Here is a 24,279-nt window from a genome sequence, read left to right as displayed (position 1 = left end):
AGAGCTGGCGATTATCGCAGTTGTGCTGGTCAGCGACCAGCCCCCGGAGGGCGCTATTGCTGGCGGGAGTGAGAATGACTTTGACAAGCCAGTGCCCATTTAGCACAATCAAACGCCACTTTTTTTCCGCGGGACAATAATTTATGACAACTGAATCCCCCAGCTACTCCACGATTGAGCAAGCCTTCTCCCTCGGGAACGGGCAAGATTCTGCCCTCAACTGGTTGCGCAAGAACCGCAGTCAGGTCGCTATTTTTCTGGTGAGCGGCATCAAGCTGGAAGGCACCATCAGCGGGTTCGACCAGTACAGCGTGCTGCTGACCGATGCTCATGGTAACCAGCAGCTGGTCTACAAGGCCAAGATCTCCACCATCGCCATGCACACCGGCCGTCCGCAGGTGAACATCCAGCGTGCTCGCAAGCCGCGTGTCTCCATGGCGCCGCGCCCCCACGGTGCGCCGGGTCGTTATGACGACAATCAGGGTGGCGGCAACAACGAGTAATCGTCTGCCTCACACTCCTCGTTGACGCGCCCTGCGTCAGCGGCTGACGGAACCTGCTCTCATTTTCATTCATGTCCCGTATGAGAGTCAGTTCCGGTTATCGCCCCTTGCAGGGCGATATTTTTTTCCGCACTACGCCGTTATGCCGACTGGTTGACCCTCTTTGACCATGCAGGTCTGCATACCCGCCGCTTCTCCTGCCTGTACCCCGATACCGGTATCTTCAAACACCAGACAGCCTGATGGATCGACCCCCAGCTTGCTGGCGACCAGCAGGAAGGTGTCCGGATTGGGTTTGTGCAGCTCCACATCGTCTGCGGTGACCACCACAGAGAAGTAGCGATCCAGCCCGGTGTTGCGCAGCACCGCCTCGGCGTTGACGCGGGGCGAGCCGGTGCCGATCCCCATCGGGATGACGCCATGATAGCGCTCGACCAGCGCCTGCATGGCCGGAAAGACGGTCGCCTTGTGCAGGTTGGCCACATAGTGGGCGGTCTTGCAGCGGGTGACTTCGAGCGGATCGAGGGGGATCTGCTGCTCCTGTGCGACCAGCAGGGCTATCTTGCGGCTCGGCATGCCCCCCAGCTCATAGAACCAGTCGGCATCGAAGTGAAAGCCAAACTCGCGGGCAGTGTGTTCCCAGGCGGCCAGGTGCAGCGGCATGGAGTCGACCAGGGTGCCATCAAGGTCAAAGACCAGGCCTTGGAATCCGGAAAGGGTCATGGTGCGGGGTCTGTCTCTGAAAAAGGGGAGCCCATTCTAGCCAGTGGCTCCCCGCCTCGCCATCACCTAGCTGGTGAGAAACGCTTGCCCCCACATTTGTGACTGAAAATAGACGGGGGTGAGCTGGGCCGGATCGAGTTGATATTTGGGGGCAAGCTGTTCCAGCAGGGCCCAGTTGCCCTGTTCATAGGTGCTGACCAGCTGAAACAGATGAAAGAGTGGCCCTTCATGCAGTTCGATGGCGCGCTGCACGCTCTTGGGCAGGTGGGCCATCAGCGGCTCCGACAGCAGGGAACCATCGAGCACCAGTCCCACCAGAAAGGCCCAGCTTGCCTCTGCTTTACCGAGGGCGGTGAGGGCAATCAACTCGCAGAAGCGGCCGCGGGCGATGGCCATGCGGGTACAGGCCTCCGGCATGTGCTGGCTCACCCGGGCCAGACCGTTGATCAGCACGAACTTGCGGATCTCCTGCTCCCCCAGATAGGAGAGGGCGCGGGGTACCGAGGTGATGGGGGCGGCATGATCGAAGCCGGGGGCGTTGACGTAGGTGAGCAGCAGGCCGGGCAGCCAGACATCCTGCTCCAGCAGGCGGGCTACCTGGGCGAAGGAGAACTCTTCGTGGCAGATGAGCTGGAGGATCTGCTGCACCAGCGCCATATCGGGCTGGTTGGCCCGCTGATTGACCAGCTCGGGACGGGCGAGAAAGCCGCCGGCAAAGAAGTCGACCCCCGCCTCCCGCAGTGGGAGAAAATCTGCCCAGGTTTCGATGTTCAGCGCCATCCGCTTGTGTTCGGTGGGCTGACAGATCCCCTCTTCCCCCATCCAGTACACCAGCAGGCGGCTGGCACCGAGCCAGCGTGGATCGCGGTTGGCGCCATGCACCGCCAGTCTGCGCCGGCTGTCGCGCCACTGCTCAAGCACCGGGAACGAGTTGGGCTGGCGTTCACTGGAGGCTTCAACCAGCGGGATCGCGTCCTGATCCAGCAGCAGGGGACGCTGTTCATCGAGCTGTTCGTGGGTGAAGGGCACCAGATATTGACGCCCCTGCGCCAGCAGGCGGCAATGTTGCGCCAGTGAAGGCCATTCGGCCGGTGAGCTTAGCTGATAGTCGATGCCGTAGGCCACCAGAGCCAGGCGACGATTGAAGATAGGGTAGCGACGCAACAGCATGGGATCACCGATAGGCCAGAGTGCGGGCCCTCCCTTGTGACTTGGCGTGGTAGAGCGCCTGGTCAGCCTGTTCGGTCAGGGTCTGCCATGCTCCGTCCTGGGAGGGAACCAGATAGCTAAAGCCTATGCTAACCGTAATGAAATCAGCAACCCGCGAGGCGGGATGGGGCATTTTCAAGCGGGCAAGACCATCGTGGATCCGCCCGGCCAGCTGTTCGGCCTCACCGGGTTGGGGGGCGCAGAGCAGAATGACGAACTCCTCCCCGCCGTAACGGGCGACCAGATTGGTGCAACGCCGCTCTGCATCCCGCAGCACATGGGCCACCTGTTGCAGACAGAGATCCCCTTTGGCATGGCCGAAGTGGTCGTTGTAGGCCTTGAACTCGTCGACGTCGATCATCAATACCGCCAGCAGGTTCTGGGTGCGCCGTGCCCACTCCCACTCCCGCTGCATGGTGATGTCCCACTGGCGCCGGTTGGCGATGCCGGTGAGGGGATCTTCCAGCGACAGCAGGGAGAGGCGGTGATTTGCCTCCTCCAGCGCCCGGTTGGTCTCGGCCAGCTGCATGGTGCGCTCGGCGACCCGGGCCTCCAGCTGGCGGTTGAGGGTTTCCAGCTGCTCCTGAGTGCGCTGGCGGATCAGCAGTTGCGACAGGATGGCGGCGTACTGTTTGAAGATCTCGCTCTGATAGGCCTTGAGCGGACGGTGCCAGAGCAGGTTGTCGGCGGCGATCCAGCCGATGGGAGTGGTGCCATCCCATAGCGATACCATGGCGTTCCAGCCACGGCCCACCTGCTGCTTCTCGTAGTAGAGGGGGGTATCTTCCATCACCAGCACGTAGTCCTTGCGCCTGAGCGCCTCTTGCACCGTGGGGTGATCCGGAATGGGGCTGATGAAGTTGTGTTCATCCATCAGCTCGCCCTCTTCGCTGGTGCCCCAGGTGCCGCGCATGGTCTTGCCATCGGGTTCGATCAGGAAGATGGCAACCCGATCGAACTGCAGCTCCTTGCGGGCCAGCAGCACGGCATCCCGCAGCAGGTCGTTCTCGCTGCGACTGCGGGAGAGGGTGACGCTGACCATGTGCAGCGCCTGCAACATGGTGAGGAAGGAGCCCTGCAGTGCCTGACTCTGTACCAGATCGGTCTGGGTATGGAGCCGCTGGTCCCGCTCCTGATTGACCTGGCTGGAGAGCAGGTGATTGCTGAGCTCGGCAGTCAGATAGTGGATAAGGAGCTGGATGCCCTGACGCTGGTGGGAGGAGAGGCGATCGATGCGGCGGCGGGTCTCCAGATAGATGACCCCTTCCAGTTTCATGTGACGCTTGAGAGGGAAACAGGCGCGTAACTGCGGCTGGGCAGGCTCCACATTTTCTCCGGGATCAGGCGGTGGTGGGAGCTGCTCGATCACCAGTTGTCCCTTCTCCATCGCCTTGTCGATCAGGTGGTGGGGCAGGGTCAGTTGGCCGAGATGGGCGAGATCAAGCGTGGTCAGCCCCTGATCGAGCTGAAAGCTGTAGAGCTGCGGTTCGGGGGCTTTCAGCCAGAGGTAGAGGCGTTCGGCATCGGTCTTTTCACGGATGGTGGCGAGGCTCACTTCGCATAACTGAGCGAAGTTGGTGAAGTGTTCCGGGTCCCATTCCTGCATACCAATATCCCTTGGATTGTACCCAAGCGAGTATAGACATATTTCTCCTTGATTAATATGTCAGAAAGGAGAGGCAGCGCACATAACGGTTGCTTTCAGCCCTGCTGGTGGAGACATTCACTGCGTTCTCTGCCAATCGCGGATAGAACTGTGTGCCATAACGGTATATATGGCAGCTTGTAGGGCGGGATGCTGGGCAAAAAGAGCCCGCACGATGGCGGGCTCTCGGGCAGATTAGATGATTCTGCGCGGCTTATTCTGCCTTGGGGGCAGCCTCAGCGGGCGTTTCACTGCTATCGGCTGGCGCACTCTCGGTCGCCGGGGCTTCCGGTGCCGGACCCGGTACCAGATCTACCGCCGGTTTGGCGATGAGAGAGCGGGTCTCTTCCACCGCTTCGGTCAGCTTCACCTCGATGATCTGGCCGAGCTCGTAGACCACTTCGGTCTTGTCCAGATAGACGCGACCGTTGTCCCAGTTGCACTCCAGTCGATCCTTGTTGTCGAGAATATGGCGGGCAGGCAGGAAGACTACGGCGCCGTTCTCCTGCAGACGCAGCTTGAGACCGGCACGCATCACGTCGATGATCTCGGCGTTGAATACCTGATCGGTGCCAGCCGCTGCTTTCAGGTAGCGAACATAGAGCCAGTCACCGATGTCACGCTCCACCATGCGGTGCAGACGGCGGCAGGCGGTCAGATGCTCGGTGAGCTCGGTGCTCGGGCGCTCACCCGGGGTCTTGCCGGCGATAACCGCTTTGAGCAGACGATGGTTGACCATATCGCCGTATTTACGGATCGGGGAGGTCCAGGTGGCGTAGGCATCCAGACCCAAGCCGTAATGGGCGCCCGGTTCGGAGGACATCAGCGCATAGCTCTGGAAGCGGCGGATCTTGCCATCCAGCCAGCGGGTGTCGAGGTTGTCGATCCAGCGGCGCAGGGCGCAGAAGCCGGAGAGGCTGGCGATCTCGTCGCGCTCGAACGGGGCTTCGGCACTCTTCAGCAGGTCGATGGCGCCGTCGAGGGACTCTTCGTCAAAGCCGGTGTGAACGTTGAAGATGCCGTAACCGACGCTCTTGCCCAGCACGCGACCGGCGCAGATGTTGGCGGCGATCATCGACTCTTCCACCATGCGGTTGGCGATGCGGCGCGGCTCGACGTGGATGGCCAGCACTTCGCCATTCTCGCCCAGCTCGAAGTCGTAGTCGGGACGATCCGGGAACACCAGGGCATGCTCGGTTCGCCACGCGATGCGTGCTTCGGTCATCGCCTTCATCAGCGGCAGCTGGGCCAGTACGCCTGCGTCGATGGACAGCTCTTTGCCATGCTCGGCCCAGTCGGAGACGTCGTCATAGTTGAGGCGGGCGTGGGAGCAGATGCGGGCGGCGAAGAACTCGGTCTCCTCCAGTAGCAGACCATCTTCGGCGATCAGCAGACGGGCGCACAGGGTGTTGCGCTCCTCGCCCTCTTTCAGGGAGCAGAGCTCGTCGGAGAGGGTGCGCGGGATCATAGGCACGTTGCGGCCCGGCATGTAGACGGTGAAGGCGCGCTGGGCGGCTTCCTTGTCCAGCTCGCTCCCTTCGGCCACATAGGCGGTCGGGTCAGCGATGGCGACTAGCAGCTCCCAGCCGTTGTCCAGCTTGGTGATGGCCAGCGCATCGTCCATATCCTTGGTCTTGGCACCGTCGATGGTGAAGAAGGGCACCTTGGTCAGGTCACGACGGGGCAGCTCTTCCTCTTCGATCACCTTCCACTCCGGCAAGTCAGCCGGCTCGACCTGGGCCAGATTGTGGCGCGCAAGCACCACCCACCAGGGCACATTGTGATCTTCCTGGGCGGCGATCTTCTGGATGATCTCGGCAGAGAAGTTGCCGTCGACCAGCGCATGGCGCTTGAGGGTCGCCACCACCCAGTCACCTTCCTTGAACTCTTTCTCATCCAGACCCTTCTTGACGCGGGCCTTGATGGCATCCTTGATCAGCGGATGGTCGGCCACCACGTTAAGGCGGTCACGGAACATCTTGACCCGGGCCACGAAGCGGGTGACGGACTGCTCCAGCAGGGTATCCGGCTCTGCCACTTCCTTCTCTTTTTCGGTACGGATCAGGGCGGTCACCCGGTCACCGTGCATCACCTTCTTCATGTAGGGAGGCGGCACGAAATAGCTGGTCTTCTCATCGACTTCCAGAAAGCCGAAGCCCCGGTCCGAGGCGCGGATCACACCCTCTTTCTTCGGGATGTTTTCGCGGATTTGTTGCTTGAGCTGGGCCAGCAGCGGATTGTCTTGGAACATAAGTGAGGAACCTGAAGTGAAAACCTGGGTGGAGACCTGATGAAGGATCGCCCAGCACTATACGTTTTTAGCCCTGCAAAGCCAAGGTGAATGGCCTGCTCAGCGTGGTTTCAACTGCGATCTGGCATGGTCGATAAGGCGTTGGGAGAGCTGCTTGTGAACCCCTTTTTCCAGTACCCAGCGGTGCCAGTAGAGGCGTTCCGTCAGGATGTGGTCGGGACTGAGGTTGAGCAGTGACCCGCCAGCCAGCTGGCCTCTTATCTGCAATTCGGGGATGAGACAATAGGCCAGCCCCTGTTCTGCCATGGCGACGAAGGCCTCTGACGAGTGGACCGTATGGCAGGGATAACCGCCCGGCTCCAGCCCGAAGTGTTCTCTCATAAAGCTCACATGCATGTCATCGCGCTGATCGAACGCCACCGCCGGTGCCTTGGCCAGTGCATCGCGGGTCAGGCCATGAGGGAAGTGGCAGGCTACGAAGGCGGGGCTGGCGGTAAGCAGATAGTTCATCTCACCGAGCTCATCGACGCAGCAACCCGCCAGCGGTTGGGGATGCAGGCTTACCGCACCAAAGGCCTGACCCTCGCGGACCTTGTCGAGGGTGCGGCTCTCGTCATCGACCAGCAGGTTGAGTTCGATGGGGTGCTGTTTCAACAAGGGGGCAATGGCGGGCAAAAACCAGGTGGCCAGGCTGTCGGCGTTGACGGCGATGCTGATCCGGATTGGCCCTTGCGGCTCATCGGGAGCCAGCTCCCCCGCCAGTTCGAGCTCGAGCTGGTGTACCTGCCGATAGTGGGCCAGCAGTTTCTGGCCGAGTGGCGTGGCCTGCAGCGGCTGGCTGCGAATGAGCAGCGGTTCGGCAAACTGTTGCTCCAGCTGCTTGATCCGTTGGGAGATGGCCGACTGGGTGATATGGAGCGACTTGGCCGCCCGATCGAAGTTCTGCTCCTGCAGTACCGCATCCAGCGCCCGCAGCAGTTTGTAGTCCAGCTCTTTCATCTTCTCCCCCTTCCGTTGCCCAAGGGCTGACTCTACGTCACTCGGCAGGGGACAACAATGGGCGGTGGAAGGGGCGTTGTGCTGTGATTTTTGACAGTAGTGGTCAGGCCATTGAGGGAGGATACTCTTTGGTGCCGCATGGGGTAGCCCTGCGCAGATCGTAGCGACATCTTTATCCCGGGTCTGTTTTCCCGGGATTTTTTATGAGTGAACTGCCAGCACCGGTGACGGTTGCTGTGGTGGATAATGGCTGGTTTGATAATGGCCCAGCAGAGGTTGGGAGACCGCCTGCGCGAAGCGCTCATCCAGATGGAAGCGGATGCCTACGCCCCTTACCGCCCCCAGATCGACCGCCTGACGATGACCGAGCCGCTCGATGGGCAGGCCGAGGCGGCGGAAGATGCGCTCCACCGGCAGGCTGACGACGGCGACCAGCTCCCGGATCCCGTGGGCATGGGCGAAGGCATAGACCTCGCGGAAGATGACACAAGTGAGTTCGCTGACGCCATTGCTCATGCGCGGTGCGCGCTGGGCATCGATAGCCAGACGGGTGAGTTCCCAGACATCGGGGGTGCGTGGCGCGCTTTCACCGGCAAGGGCGGTGGGGAAGATGGTGGGTAGCATATAGGCATCGGCACAGTTGAGCAGACGAATGCAGCCACACAGCCCTTTTTCATCCTCGATCAGAACCCAATGGGTGTCTGGCGTGTCGAAGCTGTCACGCTCCAGGCCCCGATGAGACTCGACATCCCAGCCTAGCCGGTCGGAAAAGACGCGATTTCGAAAGCGATAGAGTTCATTCTCCACCTCGTTTCGTGGATGTTCTCTCAATTTTCCTTTAAAAACCAACATTATGGACCCTCTATCTTGCTATTCGCCGTTATAATCACATGTCTGGCCAAGGGGGCTTTCATATGAACAGAGACCAACTGCTTGAGTACCTCGAACATTTCACTTCGGTGACGGACGGCAATCGTCTGGCCGAACTGATCGGTCGCTTTACGCTCGGGATGGGCTATGACTACTATCGCTTCGCCCTGATCCTGCCGATGTCGATGCAAAGGCCCAAGGTGGTGCTGTTCAACCAGTGCCCCGATTCCTGGGTGCAGGCCTATACCGAAAACAACATGCTGGCGTGCGATCCGGTGATCCGGCTGGCACGCAAGCAGACGCTGCCCATTTACTGGAACCGCCTCGATGAGCGGGCCAGTTTTCTGCAGGAGGGAACCATGGACGTGATGGGGTTGGCAGCCGAGTTCGGGTTGCGTAACGGCATCTCCTTCCCTCTGCACGGTGCTGCCGGGGAGAACGGTATTCTCTCCTTCATCACCTCCGAGCGGGCCTCGAGCGACCTGCTGCTGGAGTCCTCGCCGATCCTCTCCTGGATGTCCAATTACATCTTCGAGGCGGCCATTCGGGTGGTGCGTTTCAGCATGATGGACAGTGCGGGTAAAGACCCCTTGACCGAGCGCGAGACCGAGTGCCTGTTCTGGGCCAGCGAAGGGAAGACCTCTAGCGAGATCGCCTGCATCCTCGGGATCACGGAGCGCACGGTCAATTACCATCTCAATCAGGTCACCCGCAAAACCGGCTCAATGAACCGCTATCAGGCCATTGCCAAAGGGGTTAGTACGGGGCTGTTGCTACCCAATCTGGAGCAAGTTGTGGTTACCAACTTCCCCAGATTGCTGCAGTAGGCTGAGCCCACAGGCGCAACAGATTCTCCTGCCGCACTCTGAGGGTCACAATTGTCAGATCCGGTAATTGACAAGGGCTGGAACAGCGGCTGGGTATGCTGGTTTTTATTAGCAAAATGAATCAATCAGTAAATCAATGAATTTCTAAGAAGGAACCTCAATCGCTATAGTGCCGCTCATTCATCATTTCGAACGGTGCTCTCCATGATGCTCGCAACGACACTGCAAGGCTTCACCATCGGTCTGGCCATGATCATCCCCATCGGCGCCCAGAATGCCTTTGTGCTGAGCCGGGGCATCCATCGCAATCACCATCTGCTGACGGCCACGCTCTGCAGTTTCTGCGATCTCACCCTGATTGCTATCGGCGTATTTGGCGGAGCCAATGTGCTGGCCGCCAGCCCCCTCGGCATGGCGCTACTCACCTGGGGTGGCGTGCTGTTTCTCGGCTGGTTTGGTGGCCGTTCCCTGCTCAGTGCCTGGCGCGGTAAGGGGGAGGGACTTGCCGATTCTGCTCAGCAGATGGGGGCCAAAAGCGTGCTGGCGATGACGCTGGGAGTTACGCTGCTCAACCCCCACGTCTATCTCGATACCCTGATGCTGCTCGGCTCCCTTGGCAGTCAGGTGAGCGAGTCCCTGCGTCCGGCCTTTGCTGCGGGGGCCATGCTGGCCTCGCTGGTGTGGTTCTACTCGCTGGCGCTGGGGGCTGCGGCACTGGCGCCCTGGTTGGCCCGCGGCCGGGTGCAGCAGGGGATCGATCTGCTGGTTGGCATCATCATGCTGAGCCTGGCTGTTCAACTGGCCATAGGACGTTGAGGAAGTTAAGGCGGCAGGAATGAGCGACCGGTAACAAAAAGATGCCACTCACATGAGTGGCATCTTTGCTATTGAAAGGGGTCAGACCCTGAACTGGGAGAGTAGGCGCTGTTGCAGCAGGCTGGCTTGATGGAGCGAGGAGGCGAGCTGCAGGCACTCCTGTGCCTCCTGTTCGCCGGTTCTGGCTTGCAGACTGATACCGGAGACCTTGTCAGAGGAGTGGCTCAGGGTGTGTGACAGTTGCCCGGTAGCCACGGCTACCTGCTGCACCATGTCGGCCAGCTGGTCGATGGCGCCTTCCACCTTGAACAGGATCTGCTTGGTGTTCTCGGAGTCCTGCATGCCGGACTCCACCGTCTTGAGGTTGCGTTGCATCATCAGATAGGCGGTCTCGGTCTGCTGCTGGATACTGCTGATCACCTGGCTAATTTCGGCGCTTGATGTTGCGGTGCGATTGGCCAGGGTGCGCACCTCGTCCGCAACCACCGCAAAGCCACGCCCCATCTCCCCCGCGCGGGCCGCTTCGATGGCCGCATTGAGGGCAAGCAGGTTGGTCTGCTCCGAGATGCCGCTGATGGTGGAGATGATCTTGCCAATCTGACCCGCCTGCTCCTTGAGGGAGTTGATGGCGATGGCACACTCGCTCACCTCCTGTACCACCCGTTGCATGCCCGCGCTGGCGGAGGCGACATACTGGCTGCTCTCGGTGGTCAGCTGGCGCACCTCGTTGGCATTGTGGGCCGCCATGCTGCAGTTGTCCGAGATACCGGTGGCGACTTGCACCATCTGCTCACTGTCGTGGTGCAGGGCCAGCGCATGTTCGGCGGTCTGGCGGCTGCTTTGGCTGATTGCCTCCACCCGGTTGACCGAGGTGTGAACGTGTTCGCTGATGTGCTGGTTGTTGTCCATGGTGGAGCTGATCATCTTCTGCAGTTTCTCGATGAAACGATCCACGCTGTTTGCCAGCGAGCCTATCTCGTCATCCCGTTGCAGGTTGATGCGGGCGTTGAGATCTCCCTCGCCGGCGGCGATATCCTGCATTCGTTTGTCCACTTGCAGCAGCGGGGTCACCAGCTTGCGGGTCAGCCAGAAGCCGCAGAGGGTGACCATGATCAGGCTCAGCAACAGGCCACCCAGCAGCAGGGTTCGGGTCTGGCTGATGATGCCGTTGAGCTGGGCCACCTGATCCTCGACGGTGGCATCGCCGCTCTCCTCGATGGCAACCAGCTGTTGTCGCAGCTCATCGGCACTGGCTTCATAGATGGCCTGTTGGGCCTGATAGCTGCCGAGCGCATCGACCCACTGTCCCATCAGTTGTTGATGCCGGGTTAACAGGGAGCGATACTCTGCCGACAGTGTTTTGCCGGCAAATTCCCCGGTTCCCTCGATATCGAACAGCCCGGTGCCGAGCATGCTGTCGATCGCTTCGTGGTAGAAATCGGTCGCCTCTTTCAACTCGCCCTTGATCACCTCTGTGACTCCTTGTCTGCGCATCTTCTCAAGCGCATAGAGTTGGCGTAAAAAGCCGATGTTTGACTCCATCCCCCCGTCGGCCGCTTCCCAACGGGTGGAGAGGCCGCTGTTCCAACTGATGGTCTGGTCGGGGGATTGGGTCAGCGCCTCGACCGCGCCATCGCCGATCACCTCCAGCTGGGTCGAGAGGCGGGCCATCAGATCGGCGTTGTGATGCAGTGCCTGGTCCACCTCTGTATAGGCGTGATAGAGCGCCAGCAGCTTCTCTTGTTGCTGTTGATAGTCCTGCTTGTGCTGTTCCATGGTGGCAAGGGCCGCACCATCAATGAGCTGCCCCTGGCTGACCCGGGCCAGCGCGTCATCGGTCGCCGCCTTGGCAGCATCGAGTTCGGCGCGATTGAGCGGGGTTCCGTTTTGCATCTTCTGAATCTGTAGCTGTTGGTTGCCCAGCTCTATGGAGCCCTCCATGGCTCCGTCGGCGGTCTGCCAGGCGGCGCCCAGTACGTAGGAGAGCAGATTGGCTAGCCGCTGGCTGCCATACCAGCCAACGACCCCCATGCCCAGCGTACAGCCGAGCAATATGGCAAGACCCAGATTGGAGGTGGTAACAATTTTCATGTGATGGCCTTCCTTGGTATCGACATTGGCACCAGTTTCGGTTCCGAACGGGTTTAGTGTAGTGGTTTATCCCCCGCTCGGGGGCCGGTGCGGCGCTGAAACATCCCGTGCACTGGCTGCACCCGATCAAGCATGGTGGAAAATTGGATAAAAAGCCTCTCTGACCACAAGGGTGTTGCTGCCCTATGCTGGATACTTATCCAGTTATTCTTTATGCTATGAGCCAATTTACGAATAGTTGTATTGGTGAGGAGAGAGCCGTGATTGGTCGCTTGAGAGGCATTGTCATTGAAAAGCAGCCCCCCGAGGTCCTGCTGGAAGTGGGCGGGGTTGGCTATGAGGTACAGATGCCGATGAGCTGCTTCTATGATTTGCCGGAGATCGGCAAGGAGGCGACCATCCATACTCACTTCGTGGTGCGGGAAGATGCCCAGCTGCTCTATGGTTTCAACCACAAACAGGAGCGGGCGCTGTTCCGCGAGCTGATCAAGACCAACGGAGTCGGCCCCAAGCTGGCGCTGGCTATTCTCTCCGGCATGACAGCTACCCAGTTTGTGCTGAGTGTCGAACGTGAAGAGATAAGCTCTTTGGTCAAACTGCCGGGAGTCGGCAAGAAGACCGCCGAGCGGCTGGTGGTGGAGATGAAGGATCGCCTCAAGGGCTGGGTCAGTCACGACCTCTTCTCCCCGGCCATGGTCACCTTGCCAGCCAGTGAGCCCGAATTGCGGGCACCGGACGTGACCGAAGAAGCCGCCAGTGCGCTGGTGGCCCTAGGTTACAAGCCGCAGCAGGCGAGTCAGATTGTCAGCAAGATCGCCAAAGAGGGGATGTCGGTGGAAGATATCATCCGTGAATCCCTGCGTAGCCTGGTATGAGGTAGTTGATGATTGAAGCAGACCGCCTCATTTCGGCCAGTGCCGCCCGTGAGGATGACATTATTGACCGGGCTATCCGCCCCAAGAAGCTGGCTGACTACACCGGTCAGGATACCGTCTGCGAACAGATGGAGATCTTTATCGAAGCGGCCCGTCAGCGGGGAGAAGCGCTCGATCACCTGCTGATCTTCGGCCCGCCGGGTCTGGGCAAGACTACCCTCGCCAACATCGTCGCCAACGAGATGGGGGTCAATATCAAGACCACCTCCGGCCCTGTGCTGGAGAAAGCGGGGGATCTGGCGGCGCTGCTCACCAACCTCGAACCGAACGATGTGCTGTTCATCGACGAGATCCATCGCCTCAGCCCGGTGGTGGAGGAGGTGCTCTATCCGGCGATGGAGGATTACCAGCTCGACATCATGATCGGGGAGGGACCCGCGGCTCGCTCCATCAAGCTGGATCTGCCTCCCTTCACCCTGATTGGCGCCACCACCCGGGCAGGTTCACTGACCAGCCCGCTGCGGGATCGCTTCGGTATCGTCCAGCGGCTGGAGTTCTACAACGTCAAGGACCTGACCGATATCGTCTCCCGCAGTGCCCGTTGTCTGGGGCTAGACATGACGGAAGATGGTGCTATTGAGGTCGCCCGTCGCTCTCGCGGCACGCCGCGGATTGCTAACCGTTTGTTAAGGCGGGTGCGCGATTTTGCCCAGGTGAAATCCGATGGCCGGATCGACGGCCCCATTGCTGCCCGCGCCATGGACATGCTGGATGTCGATAACGAAGGTTTTGACTTCATGGACCGCAAGTTATTGTTGGCTGTGATAGACAAGTTTATGGGGGGCCCGGTGGGTCTCGATAATCTGGCCGCCGCGATCGGGGAAGAGAAAGATACTATCGAAGATGTGCTGGAGCCTTATCTGATCCAGCAAGGGTATCTGCAACGTACACCCAGAGGACGGATTGCGACCACACGAGCCTACGCTCATTTCGGTCTTCAGCGACCAGATGAGAAGTAAAAACAGCCGTTTGAACATGAAACCGCCGTCAAAGGCGGTTTTTTATTATCCGGGCAAAAAAAAGCCCACGGCGGATGCGGTGGGCAAAGACAATTCAGGATGGATGTTCACAGACAGTGAGTGCGTCTGGACACAGACCGGAAAATAAACAGGTGAGCCGTCGCGAGCTCTCAGAGTCGGTTCAGTTGATAGAGCTGAACAAAGGAAAGCTTGTAGTAACGGATGGTTTTAGCAACAAACTTTTTCATCTTCGATTCCAATAGACAGGTTCAAATTGATCGTCGAATACGTACCGTGAACCCGGATTAACCGGCCTGTATCCAAGGGTATGCCCTCACTGCGAGGCGCATTGTAGGAGTTCGAATCGACCCCGGCAAACAAGAAAAATTGCACTCTTCAAATTAGTTTATCTAATGTCTTTATTGATGAAATTGGTTCGCATGAGTATGCATTCTTTGCAATTTTAAATTGAGTTTTCGAATCAGATTGCCTGACTCGGATAACATGGAAAAAGGCGCGTCATTCACGTTTTTCAAATTAAACCGAGTGGCGGGATGTTAAATTCTTAAATTGATTTAAATCAATGTTTTACGCTTTATCGTGTTTTGTGATCTGGCTCGCGTCAATAATCGTGAAATAGATTAAAAATGCCTTTCAAAGCCATGTATGGCGGGTCCTTTTACATTGATTTCAATCAAATAAAGGTGATATAAAAACCCGGTCATCATGGGCGAGAATAAATTTAGGCTGATTGTTTTGGAATTGTTAAACATTAGCTTTATTTGTGTTCTCGTATTGCCTTGTTGTTAATGCCAGTGGTTACTGAACGCGTTTTGTTGTGACACGTCCCAATAAGGCTCATTCGATAACCTCCAACGGAAGCTTTGTGCTTAAAACTTAAAATAGCCGTGCCAATAATCGGTGAGGAAACATCATGATTGCTGAGCATGTGGTAGACCTATCGCGGTTCCAGTTCGCTGCGACGGCCCTTTATCACTTTTTGTTTGTACCCCTGACGCTGGGAATGGCCTTTCTCCTGGCGATCATGGAATCCGTCTATGTGATGACCAACAACACCATCTACCGGGACATGACCAAATTCTGGGGTAAGTTGTTTGGTATCAACTTTGCCTTGGGGGTCACCACAGGTCTGGCCATGGAGTTCCAGTTCGGGACGAACTGGGCTTACTACTCCCATTATGTCGGCGATATCTTCGGGGCCCCGCTGGCTATCGAAGGGCTGATGGCCTTCTTCCTGGAGTCCACCTTCGTCGGTATGTTCTTCTTTGGTTGGGATCGTCTGAGCAAGCATCAGCATCTGGCTGCCACCTGGTTGATGGCGCTGGGTACCAACCTCTCCGCCCTCTGGATCCTGGTCGCCAACGGCTGGATGCAGAACCCGGTCGGTGCCGAGTTCAACTTCGAATCCATGCGGATGGAGATGATGAGCTTCGCTGACGTGGTGCTCAACCCGGTTGCTCAGGTCAAGTTCGTCCACACGGTGGCGGCTGGTTATACCTGTGGCGCCATGTTTGTGCTGGGTATCTCCTCCTACTACCTGCTGAAGAATCGTGATGTGGCGTTTGCCCGTCGCTCCTTCGCCATTGCCGCTGCGTTCGGTATGGCTTCCATCGTGTCCGTGCTGATCCTCGGTGACGAATCCGGTTACGAGACCGGTGAAGTGCAGAAGGTGAAACTGGCCGCTATCGAAGCTGAGTGGGAGACTGAACCTGCTCCGGCCGCCTTTACCCTGTTCGGTATTCCGAATCAGGAAGAGATGCGTACCGACTACGCCATCAAGATCCCCTATGCGCTGGGCATTATCGCGACCCGTTCTCTGGACGGTCAGGTAACCGGTCTGAAGGATCTGAAGAGCGAGCACGAACTGCGCGTTCGTAACGGTATGACCGCTTACGACCTGCTGACCAAGCTGCAATCCGGTGACAAGTCTGACGAGACCCGCGCTCGCTTCGACGAAGTGAAGCAGGATCTGGGCTACGGTCTGCTGCTCAAGCGCTACACCAGCAACGTGACCGATGCTACCGACGAGCAGATTAAGGCCGCCGTGGATGACTCCATCCCGCAGGTACTGCCGCTGTTCTTTGCCTTCCGCATCATGGTTGCCGTCGGCATGCTGATGCTGGTGCTGATTGGTATGGCCTTCTATGACAGTGCCCGTCACCAGATCGGCAAGCGCAAGTGGCTGCTCAAGGGTCTGCTGTGGGGTATCCCGCTGCCGTGGATCGCCATCGAAGCTGGCTGGTTTGTTGCTGAATATGGTCGCCAACCGTGGACCATTGCAGAGGTGTTGCCGACTTCCCTCTCTGCATCCAACCTGCCTGCAGCCGAGATCTGGTTCTCTCTGATCGGTATCTGCCTGTTCTATACCGTACTTCTGGTTATCGAGATGTACCTGATGTTCAAGTATGCCCGTCTTGGCCCCAGCAGCCTGAAGACTGGCAAGTATCACTTTGAACAGATCAAGGCATAAGGAGAGCGACCATGTTTGATTACGAAACTCTGCGTGTCATCTGGTGGGCTCTGGTCGGCGTGCTGCTGATCGGTTTTGCCATCACTGACGGCTTCGACATGGGGGTAGGCGCACTGCTCCCGTTCGTTGGCAAGAAAGATGTCGAGCGCCGCGTGATGCTCAACACCATGGGGCCGCACTGGGAAGGTAACCAGGTTTGGCTGGTCACTGCCGGTGGTGCCTTGTTCGCCGCCTGGCCGATGGTGTATGCCGCGACCTTCTCCGGCTTCTACATCGCCATGATCCTGACCTTGATGGCGCTGTTCCTGCGTCCGGTCGGTTTCAAGTACCGCTCCCTGCGTGCTGATGCCAAATGGCGCAGCAACTGGGATTGGGCCTTGTTCGCAGGTAGCGCCGTACCGCCCATCGTCTTTGGTGTGGCCTTTGGCAACCTGCTGCAAGGCGTTCCGTTCGAGTTTAACCAGTTCATGATGTTGACCTATCACGGCAACTTCTTCGGCCTGCTTAACCCGTTCGGCATTCTGGCTGGTCTGGTGAGCCTGTTCATGCTGCTCACCCAGGGCGCAACCTGGTTGATGATGAAGACCGACGGTGAAGTGCTGGCGCGTTCCCGCACTGCCGCCATGATCTGCTCACTGGTGACCCTGGTGCTGTTTGCTGCCGCGGGTTGGTGGGTAAGCGGTATGGAAGGGTATGTCATCGTCAAGGCTGCCGCGACTGACGCGGTATCCAACCCGATGAACAAGGAAGTTGTCCTGCAGGCTGGTGCCTGGATGAACAACTACACCCTCTATCCGTGGATGGTGGCTGCCCCTGTACTGGGCCTGGCCATGAGCCTGCTGACTGCGCTGTTTGCCCGCATGAACATCGGCTGGCTGGCGTTTACCAGCTCCTCGCTGGCGATTGCCGGGGTCATCCTCACTGCCGGTTTCTCCATGTTCCCGTTCGTGATGCCCTCAAGCCTTGAGCCGTCACTGAGCCTGACCATGTGGGATGCTACCGCCTCTTTCAACACCTTGCAGGTGATGACTGTGGCCGCAGCGATCTTCGTACCGATTGTGCTGGGTTACACCATCTGGACTTACATCAAGATGTTTGGCCGGGTAACCAACAAGCACATCGAAGATAACCAACAATCTCTCTATTAAGAGGTGCGCTGACAATGTGGTATTTCACCTGGATCCTGGGACTGTTGCTGGCCTGTGCATTTGGCATCATCAATGCGCTGTGGCTGGAACACACCGAGAACATGGATCGTCAGATCGATGAAAACAAGTGATCGACTCGCCAGGCTGGCCGCTCCACTGGAGCGGCAGCCGTGGCAGGGGTTGATGTTACTCGCGGCGGCCTTGTTGGCCGTCGCTATTTTACAGGCCCCCAATCTGATCGCGGCCAACACCAGCGAGCATGGTCTCTGGCTTGCTCCCTGGCTGATGTGGGCCGTCTGTTGTGGCGTACTTAACGGGCTTGGCTTTCATCTGAAAAGCCTGCCCGGACGTGTGCTGTTCAACCCCTGGCTCGCCTGGCCCAGTTTGTTGTATGGCCTCTGGCTGACACATTCATATTTCCTTTCATAAAAAACGGGGGGAGGCAGGATTTCCCTGTCTCCCCCTGCTTCTTTCCTATTCAGCCCTGCGCTATGATAGCCCCCCATCTGACTGTCGAATGGATCACAGATTGTTATGGGGGAAGTCTTTGAGTTTCCGGTGCGTGTCTACTACGAAGACACCGACGCCGGGGGCATCGTCTACAACGCCAATTATCTCAAGTTTATGGAACGTGCTCGCACCGAGTTTCTTCGTGCCAAAGGGGTCGAACAGGACGTCTGGCTGCAGGAGGGATATGCCTTCGTGGTGAGCCGAACTGAGATCGATTTCCGCTCGGCGGCCCGTTTTAATGAACTATTGAATGTATTAACGCAAGTGATTGAAGTGAAACGCGCATCCCTGCGTTTTTCGCAGCAGATCCTGGCGGCTGATGGACGACTGATCACCCAGGCCATGGTACAGATAGCCTGTGTCAGTCATCCGCAAATGAAACCTGTAGCTATACCTGAAAAAATCAAGGGAGTGCTGTTAAGTGCACGCTGAAATTTCGTTTATTGGCCTGTTTTGGCAAGCCAGCCTGTTGGTAAAACTGGTCATGATGACCCTGATGAGCATGTCTATTGTCTCGTGGGCGCTGATTATCCAGCGTTCAAAGGCGATCAAGGCGGCCAATCTCGCATCGGAACAGTTTGAAGATCGCTTCTGGTCAGGGGTCGATCTCAATCGCCTCTATCAGGAGTCCTCTTCCCGCCGCGATGATATCGAAGGCATGGAAGATATCTTCTACTCCGGCTTCAAGGAGTATGCCCGCTTGCTCAAGGCCGGTGCCCGTGGTCAGGATGCGGTGATGGATGGTACCTACCGCGCCATGCGCGTCTCCCTCTCCCGCGCGGTGGATGACCTGGAATCCAACCTGCCGGTGCTGGCGACCATCGGTTCCATCAGCCCCTATATCGGTCTGTTTGGTACCGTATGGGGGATCATGAACGCCTTTATCGCCCTGGGTCAGGTGCAGCAGGCCACCCTGCAGATGGTGGCGCCGGGTATCGCGGAAGCGCTGATCGCCACCGCCATGGGTCTGTTTGCCGCTATCCCGGCGGTTATCTTCTACAACCGCTTCTCCAACAAGGTCGAGCGGCTGGAGAACGCCTACGCCAACTTCATGGACGAGTTCACCACCATTCTGAACCGTCAAATTGCACAGCAGCAGGGTGATCAGTAATGCAAACCTATCAGCGGATCCGGCGCAAGAAGGTGGCCGAGATCAACGTGGTTCCCTATATCGACGTCATGCTGGTGCTGCTTATCATCTTTATGGCGGTCACGCCGGTGATCACGCAAGGGGTCAAGGTGGATCTGCCACAGGCTGAGTCCGAGCAGTTGCCGGAAGATGCCAAGCCGCCCTTCATCGTCAGCGTCAATACCGAAGGCGAGTATGTCATCAAGGCTGGCGAAGCCGATGACGAGCCGGTGCCAAGTGGCACGCCAGAGGCGATGCAGCAATACATCACCGAAAAAGCCATGGGCTATCTGGCGATCAACCAGAATGCCCCCGTGGTGGTCGCGGGTGACAAGGCCGTGCGCTACGAAGAGGTGATCCTGTTGATGGTGGCCCTCAAGAAAGCGGGTGTGCCTCAGGTTGGCCTGATGACAGATCCGGTGAACTAACGGAGATGGATGTGAAGCGTGGTATTTCCGGTTATCTCATCGCGTCGTTTCTGCTGCACCTGATCATCGGCATCATCCTGTTTGTCGGGCTCGATTTCAGCAAACCGAAACGACCCGAATCGAAGGGGCAGATCGTCAATGCCGTCATGCTCGATGAGAACTTCCTCAACGAACAGGCCAAGCAGATCCAGCAGCAGAAATCTCAGCCCAAGCCTCAAAAGGTAGAGAAAGAGAAGGATAAGGAAGACACGGATCTCGCCAAGCGTGAGCTGGCTCAGAAACAGGAGCAGCTTCGCATCGCCGAGACCAAGCGCAAGCAGGCCGAAGAGGCGACTCGCAAGGCCGAGGCCGAAAAGCAGAAGAAGGTTGCCGAGCAGAAGCAGGCGGAAGAGAAGGCCCAAAAAGCCGAGGAAGCCCGCAAGCTGGAAGAACAGAAGGCCAAGAAAGCCGAAGCCGAGCGTAAAGCGGCGGAAGCCGAAAGCAAGGCGTTGGCGCTGAAGAAGAAAAAGGAACAAGAGAAGAAAGAGGCCGAAGAGAAGGCAAAGGCGGCAGAAGCCAAGGCCAAGAAAGCGGAAGCTGACAAGAAGGCCAAAGCCGAAGCCGAGAAGAAAGCCAAGGCAGAAGCAGAGAAAAAAGCCAAAGCCGAGGCCGAGAAGAAGGCCAAGGAAGAGGCTGAGAAAAAGGCAAAAGCTGACGCAGAGAAGAAAGCCAAGGCAGAGGCCGAAAAGCAGGCCAAGATCGCGGCTGAGCGCAAGCGTAAAGCGGCCGAGCAGGCCAAGCTGCAAAAAGAGATGGAAGAGATGATGCAGCAGCAGCTGTCGGCTGAGGCCAATGCTCGCAGTCAGGCGGCATCGGCAGCAGCCCAGGGCGAAGTCGACAAATATGCGGCGCTCATCAAGGCCACTGTTGAGCGGTATATGATTTTGGATCCCACCATGCGGGGCAAAACATGTACTATCGGCGTACGTCTTGCGAGCAGTGGCTTTGTCATATCGGTAGATAACGGCCAGGGTGACCCGGCGGTCTGTCGTTCCGGTAAGGCGGCTGTTCTGAAAGCCAATCAACTGCCTGTGCCCAAGGATCCTGCGGCATTCGAGATGTTGAAGGAATTTAACCTGAAGTTAGAACCGAGTATCTAAGCGTGATAAAACGAGGTTGCTTGCCTCCGGTTGGCAACCTCTCGCCGAGAAAGGAATTTAACCTCTCATCTATATTGGAACCGAGTATTTAAGCCATGATCAGAAAAGTATTTTTTGCTTTGGTTGGCTGTTTGTTGCTGGGCCAGAGTGCCCAGGCGGCCCTGGACATCGTCATCACCGGCGGTATTGATAGCGCACGCCCCATCGCTGTCGCCCCCTTCAAGTGGGAAGGTAACGGGCAGTTGCCGCAGGACATCGCGGAAGTGGTCTCCAACGACCTGATGCGCAGCGGCAAGTTCAAGCCGCTGGCCCGTGGCCAGATGCCGCAAACCCCGAGCAGCAGCAGCGAGATCAACTTCGCTCCCTGGGCCTCCCAAGGGGTTGAAGCCGTGGTGGTGGGTTCCATTTCGGCAGTCGGTGACGGCACCTACAAGGTCAACTTCGAGCTGGTCGATGTGCTGAAAGGCCAGCTGGCCAAGGCACAAGGTGGCGAGAGCAACGGTTACATCCTGGATAGCCGCATGGCGACCATCCCGGGTGCCCAGATGCGCCAGTTTGCCCACCGTATCTCCGACATCGTCTATGAGCGTCTGACTGGCGAGCGCGGTGCCTTCCTGACCCGTCTGGCTTACGTCTCCGTCCAGCAGGGTACCCAGTTCCCGTACCAGCTGCGTATTTCTGACTACGACGGTTACAACGAGAAGACCCTGCTGCGCTCCCGCGAGCCGTTGATGTCTCCGGCCTGGTCGCCGGATGGCAGCAAGCTGGCTTACGTGAGCTTCGAGAACCAGAAGTCCGAAATCTACGTGCAGGATATCTACACCCAGCAGCGCAGCCTGATCACCAGTTTCCGCGGTATCAACGGGGCGCCGGAGTGGTCTCCGGATGGTCGTCGTCTGGCTATCGTTCTCTCCAAAGATGGTTCACCAAACCTCTATGTGGTTGATGTCGCTAGCAAGCAGCTGACCCGCGTCACAACCAGCCGTGTGATCGACACCGAACCCTCCTGGATGCCGGATGGGCAAAATTTGTTGTTCACCTCTGAACGTGGTGGCAAACCCCAGATTTATAGCGTAAATTTGGCGACTGGTATGACTCGCCGGATGACTTGGGAAGGTGAATCCAACCAGGGTGCATCCATCACTCCTGATGGCAAAATCATGGTGATGGTGACCCGTGTTCAGGGACAGTATCGTATTGCCCGTCAGGACATGGAAAACAATGCCCTGTTGGTCCTTACCCAGAGCGCTCTGGATGAGTCGCCAAGTGTGGCTCCCAATGGCAGCATGATCATTTATGCCACCATCTATCAGGGTCGTAAGAGTCTCGCGTTGGTGTCGACTGATGGTCGCTTCAAGGCTGTGCTTCCGACCAGTAGCGGTGAAATTCGTGCACCAGCTTGGTCGCCCTTCTTGAATTGATAAAAATCCAATTGTTTTTTGTTTTGTTATAAAGGTTTAAGGAAATAGCATGCAACTCAATAAACTGCTCAAGGGTTTGGCCATCGCACTGCCACTGTTCACCCTGGCCGCTTGTAGTTCTTCTTCTGATTCCGACGCCGCTGGCGCCGAATCAGGTATGACCGACGGCATGGGCGGTGTACAAACCGGCGGCGCCAACGGCATGTTGTCCCCGGAAGAGCAGATGCGTCAGAAGTTCGAAGCACTGCAGCGTGACAACGTGATCTACTTCCCGTTCGACGGTTACGATATCCAGGGTCAGTACGCTGATCTGCTGGATGCCCACGCCAGCTACCTGCGCGAGCGCCCGAGCGTTAAAGTCCTGATCGAAGGTCATGCCGATGAGCGCGGTACTCCGGAGTACAACATCGCCCTGGGCGAGCGTCGTGCCAAGGCTGTTGCCAAGTATCTGCAAACCCTGGGTGTGCAGGCCGAGCAGCTCTCCATCGTCAGCTATGGCGAAGAGAAGCCGCTGGACATGTCCCACACCGAGGATGCCTTTGCCAAAAACCGCCGCGCGGTTTTGGTTTACTAAGGTTTGAACCGAACGAAGTTCGTTTATATGCAAGCGGCCATTTCGATGGCCGTTTTATTTGCACTAAACGCCAAGGTTTGATCCGAATGAAATCTGTATATGCGAGCGACGATGGCGCTGGCCGTTTTATCTGTACTAAACGCTAAGGTTTGATCCGAATGAAATCTGTGTACAAGCAAGCTGTCGTTGCGCTGGCCGTAATGGTTGCTCTGAATGCGCAAGCTGCGGCACCGGTCAGCGATCTGGGTGGAGACTCGGGTGGTGGCGTTGTCCTTAGTGGCAACAACGGCGCCATCGTGCCCACCGGTAGCCTGGAAGATCGGGTTGCCCTGCTGGAGCGCACCCTCAATGCCCGTCTGCGACTGCAAGCTGAATTGCAGCAACAGGTCGACTCCCTGCAAGGGGAGGTCTCCGAGCTGCGTGGTCAGCTGGAGCAGCAGACCTACCAGATGGAACAGTCGCAAGAGCGCCAGCGTCAGCTCTACCAGGAGCTCGACAAGGTTGCCAGCAGCCAGCAAGCTGCTCCAGCCGCCCCGGCCCCTGCTGCTGCCACACCGGCTGCTGCCGCCAATTACTCAACCAATCAGGATGAGAATCAGGCTTACGACGCAGCTGTCAACATGGTGCTCAAAGAGAAGAACTATGACAAAGCCATTCCGGCTTTCCAGGGCTTCATCAAGCAGTACCCCAATTCGGGCTATGTTCCCAATGCACACTACTGGCTCGGCCAGTTGCTGTTCAACAAGGGTGACAGAGCCGGTGCCTCGGCCCAGTTCTCGACCGTGGCCAACAAATACAGCAAATCCCCCAAGCGAGCCGATGCGCTGCTGAAGCTGGGTATGCTGGCGCAGCTGGATGGCAAGAAGGCGGAAGCCAAATCCTTCTATGAGCAGGTGATCAAGGGCTATCCTGGCACAACGTCAGCCAAGCTTGCCGAGCAGAGCCAGGCCAAGCTGTAACATTGCTGTATGTCACTGTTTTCGTAACGCTACTGTAAAAACAGCCTGCATTTGTACGCACAGTGAGCAAACGGATTTAAATTACGAATTTTCTGTTGCACCGGAAATTTAAATCCGTAATATAGGCCGCCGTCAGAGCCGAAGCAGTAATGCAGTCGGAACTGGTCGTGGTGAGGGTCGTTAGCTCAGTCGGTAGAGCAGTTGACTTTTAATCAATTGGTCGCTGGTTCGAATCCAGCACGACCCACCATTTTCTCCACTCGGTGGAGACAGAATTCCCAGGTCGTTTAGCTCAGCTGGGAGAGCACCTCCCTTACAAGGAGGGGGTCACTGGTTCGATCCCAGTAACGACCACCAGTTTGTAGAAAAAATGATTTAGATGGGTCGTTAGCTCAGTCGGTAGAGCAGTTGACTTTTAATCAATTGGTCGCTGGTTCGAATCCAGCACGACCCACCATCATTTCAAGAATCCCAGGTCGTTTAGCTCAGCTGGGAGAGCACCTCCCTTACAAGGAGGGGGTCACTGGTTCGATCCCAGTAACGACCACCAGTTTGTAGAAAAAATGATTTAGATGGGTCGTTAGCTCAGTCGGTAGAGCAGTTGACTTTTAATCAATTGGTCGCTGGTTCGAATCCAGCACGACCCACCATC

Annotated in this window: 23 protein-coding genes and 5 tRNA genes; 21 read left to right on the top strand and 7 right to left on the bottom strand. The window is 57.6% G+C overall.

Features of this window, described 5'->3' with window-relative positions; all coding sequences use genetic code 11:
• Positions 1–143 precede the first annotated feature (143 nt).
• The gene (hfq, locus tag I6L47_RS10640; protein ID WP_005335772.1) at positions 144–503 is read left to right on the top strand and encodes an RNA chaperone Hfq; all 360 of its coding nucleotides are present in this window, start codon (positions 144–146) and stop codon (positions 501–503) included.
• Positions 504–635: 132 nt separating this feature from the next.
• On the opposite strand, the gene I6L47_RS10635 is transcribed toward hfq, so the two are convergent.
• The 6 genes from I6L47_RS10635 to I6L47_RS10610 form a co-directional block, all read right to left on the bottom strand.
• Positions 636–1,226, bottom strand: coding sequence for an HAD family phosphatase (locus I6L47_RS10635; RefSeq protein WP_216947384.1), 591 nt, complete (start codon positions 1,224–1,226; stop codon positions 636–638).
• A 66-nt stretch (positions 1,227–1,292) separates the two neighbouring features.
• Positions 1,293–2,396, bottom strand: a complete 1,104-nt coding sequence (locus I6L47_RS10630; RefSeq protein ID WP_216947383.1) for an EAL and HDOD domain-containing protein — start codon at positions 2,394–2,396, stop codon at positions 1,293–1,295.
• A 4-nt stretch (positions 2,397–2,400) separates the two neighbouring features.
• Positions 2,401–4,041: a sensor domain-containing diguanylate cyclase gene (locus I6L47_RS10625; protein WP_120415410.1), complete on the bottom strand. Its 1,641-nt coding sequence runs from the start codon at positions 4,039–4,041 to the stop codon at positions 2,401–2,403.
• A 253-nt stretch (positions 4,042–4,294) separates the two neighbouring features.
• A complete protein-coding gene (locus I6L47_RS10620) occupies positions 4,295–6,331 on the bottom strand; it encodes an exoribonuclease II (protein WP_139735567.1) in 2,037 nt (678 codons plus the stop codon).
• Positions 6,332–6,430: 99 nt separating this feature from the next.
• The gene (locus I6L47_RS10615; protein ID WP_216947382.1) at positions 6,431–7,330 is read right to left on the bottom strand and encodes a LysR family transcriptional regulator ArgP; all 900 of its coding nucleotides are present in this window, start codon (positions 7,328–7,330) and stop codon (positions 6,431–6,433) included.
• A gap of 201 nt (positions 7,331–7,531) precedes the next feature.
• A complete protein-coding gene (locus I6L47_RS10610) occupies positions 7,532–8,182 on the bottom strand; it encodes an acyl-homoserine-lactone synthase (protein WP_103250903.1) in 651 nt (216 codons plus the stop codon).
• A 62-nt stretch (positions 8,183–8,244) separates the two neighbouring features.
• Here I6L47_RS10610 and I6L47_RS10605 point away from each other — a divergent pair, with 62 nt between their 5' ends.
• Positions 8,245–9,027, top strand: a complete 783-nt coding sequence (locus tag I6L47_RS10605) for a LuxR family transcriptional regulator (protein WP_005335753.1) — start codon at positions 8,245–8,247, stop codon at positions 9,025–9,027.
• 207 nt (positions 9,028–9,234) lie between these two features.
• Positions 9,235–9,843 (top strand): L-lysine exporter, encoded by a 609-nt coding sequence (gene lysE, locus I6L47_RS10600; protein WP_041235221.1) that lies wholly within the window; start codon positions 9,235–9,237, stop codon positions 9,841–9,843.
• Between the two features lie 81 nt (positions 9,844–9,924).
• Here the strand turns inward: lysE and I6L47_RS10595 are convergent, their stop codons facing one another.
• The gene (locus tag I6L47_RS10595; protein ID WP_216947381.1) at positions 9,925–11,934 is read right to left on the bottom strand and encodes a methyl-accepting chemotaxis protein; all 2,010 of its coding nucleotides are present in this window, start codon (positions 11,932–11,934) and stop codon (positions 9,925–9,927) included.
• A gap of 260 nt (positions 11,935–12,194) precedes the next feature.
• Here I6L47_RS10595 and ruvA point away from each other — a divergent pair, with 260 nt between their 5' ends.
• The 18 genes from ruvA (at position 12,195) to I6L47_RS10505 (ending at position 24,277) form a co-directional block, all read left to right on the top strand.
• Positions 12,195–12,809: a Holliday junction branch migration protein RuvA gene (gene ruvA, locus I6L47_RS10590; protein ID WP_005335746.1), complete on the top strand. Its 615-nt coding sequence runs from the start codon at positions 12,195–12,197 to the stop codon at positions 12,807–12,809.
• 8 nt (positions 12,810–12,817) lie between these two features.
• Positions 12,818–13,828, top strand: coding sequence for a Holliday junction branch migration DNA helicase RuvB (gene ruvB / locus I6L47_RS10585; protein WP_005335744.1), 1,011 nt, complete (start codon positions 12,818–12,820; stop codon positions 13,826–13,828).
• A gap of 934 nt (positions 13,829–14,762) precedes the next feature.
• Entirely contained in the window at positions 14,763–16,319 is a 1,557-nt protein-coding gene (locus I6L47_RS10580; RefSeq protein WP_005335743.1) for a cytochrome ubiquinol oxidase subunit I, read from the top strand.
• Between the two features lie 11 nt (positions 16,320–16,330).
• Complete coding sequence (gene cydB, locus I6L47_RS10575) at positions 16,331–17,467, top strand: cytochrome d ubiquinol oxidase subunit II (protein WP_005362985.1); 1,137 nt, start codon at positions 16,331–16,333, stop codon at positions 17,465–17,467.
• Positions 17,468–17,481: 14 nt separating this feature from the next.
• Positions 17,482–17,598 carry a cytochrome bd-I oxidase subunit CydX gene (gene cydX, locus I6L47_RS10570; protein WP_005304933.1) on the top strand — a complete coding sequence of 39 codons (117 nt, stop codon included), beginning with the start codon at positions 17,482–17,484 and terminating at the stop codon, positions 17,596–17,598.
• Positions 17,585–17,896: a cyd operon YbgE family protein gene (locus tag I6L47_RS10565; RefSeq protein WP_041202810.1), complete on the top strand. Its 312-nt coding sequence runs from the start codon at positions 17,585–17,587 to the stop codon at positions 17,894–17,896. Before cydX ends, I6L47_RS10565 begins: the two co-directional genes overlap by 14 nt.
• Before the next feature lie 105 nt (positions 17,897–18,001).
• The gene (gene ybgC, locus I6L47_RS10560; protein WP_005335737.1) at positions 18,002–18,409 is read left to right on the top strand and encodes a tol-pal system-associated acyl-CoA thioesterase; all 408 of its coding nucleotides are present in this window, start codon (positions 18,002–18,004) and stop codon (positions 18,407–18,409) included.
• Positions 18,399–19,088, top strand: a complete 690-nt coding sequence (gene tolQ / locus I6L47_RS10555; RefSeq protein WP_005335735.1) for a protein TolQ — start codon at positions 18,399–18,401, stop codon at positions 19,086–19,088. The genes ybgC and tolQ overlap by 11 nt, the downstream gene beginning before the upstream one ends.
• Positions 19,088–19,534 carry a protein TolR gene (gene tolR, locus I6L47_RS10550; protein ID WP_005354757.1) on the top strand — a complete coding sequence of 149 codons (447 nt, stop codon included), beginning with the start codon at positions 19,088–19,090 and terminating at the stop codon, positions 19,532–19,534. Before tolQ ends, tolR begins: the two co-directional genes overlap by 1 nt.
• A gap of 5 nt (positions 19,535–19,539) precedes the next feature.
• Entirely contained in the window at positions 19,540–20,673 is a 1,134-nt protein-coding gene (gene tolA / locus I6L47_RS10545; RefSeq protein ID WP_013723471.1) for a cell envelope integrity protein TolA, read from the top strand.
• Positions 20,674–20,768: 95 nt separating this feature from the next.
• Positions 20,769–22,094: a Tol-Pal system beta propeller repeat protein TolB gene (tolB, locus tag I6L47_RS10540; protein ID WP_005335728.1), complete on the top strand. Its 1,326-nt coding sequence runs from the start codon at positions 20,769–20,771 to the stop codon at positions 22,092–22,094.
• 49 nt (positions 22,095–22,143) lie between these two features.
• Positions 22,144–22,668: a peptidoglycan-associated lipoprotein Pal gene (pal, locus tag I6L47_RS10535; protein ID WP_005304908.1), complete on the top strand. Its 525-nt coding sequence runs from the start codon at positions 22,144–22,146 to the stop codon at positions 22,666–22,668.
• A 158-nt stretch (positions 22,669–22,826) separates the two neighbouring features.
• Positions 22,827–23,627, top strand: a complete 801-nt coding sequence (gene ybgF, locus I6L47_RS10530) for a tol-pal system protein YbgF (protein WP_201990065.1) — start codon at positions 22,827–22,829, stop codon at positions 23,625–23,627.
• Between the two features lie 174 nt (positions 23,628–23,801).
• Positions 23,802–23,877, top strand: a tRNA-Lys gene (locus I6L47_RS10525).
• 31 nt (positions 23,878–23,908) lie between these two features.
• A tRNA-Val gene (locus I6L47_RS10520) sits at positions 23,909–23,984 on the top strand.
• 24 nt (positions 23,985–24,008) lie between these two features.
• Positions 24,009–24,084, top strand: a tRNA-Lys gene (locus tag I6L47_RS10515).
• A gap of 17 nt (positions 24,085–24,101) precedes the next feature.
• Positions 24,102–24,177: transfer RNA gene (locus I6L47_RS10510), tRNA-Val, on the top strand.
• Positions 24,178–24,201: 24 nt separating this feature from the next.
• Positions 24,202–24,277 (top strand) — tRNA-Lys (locus I6L47_RS10505).
• Positions 24,278–24,279 lie beyond the last annotated feature (2 nt).

The organism is Aeromonas sp. FDAARGOS 1417, from assembly GCF_019046985.1.
Classification (GTDB): domain Bacteria; phylum Pseudomonadota; class Gammaproteobacteria; order Enterobacterales; family Aeromonadaceae; genus Aeromonas; species Aeromonas veronii.
This window is presented reverse-complemented; position numbering and strand designations above follow the sequence as displayed.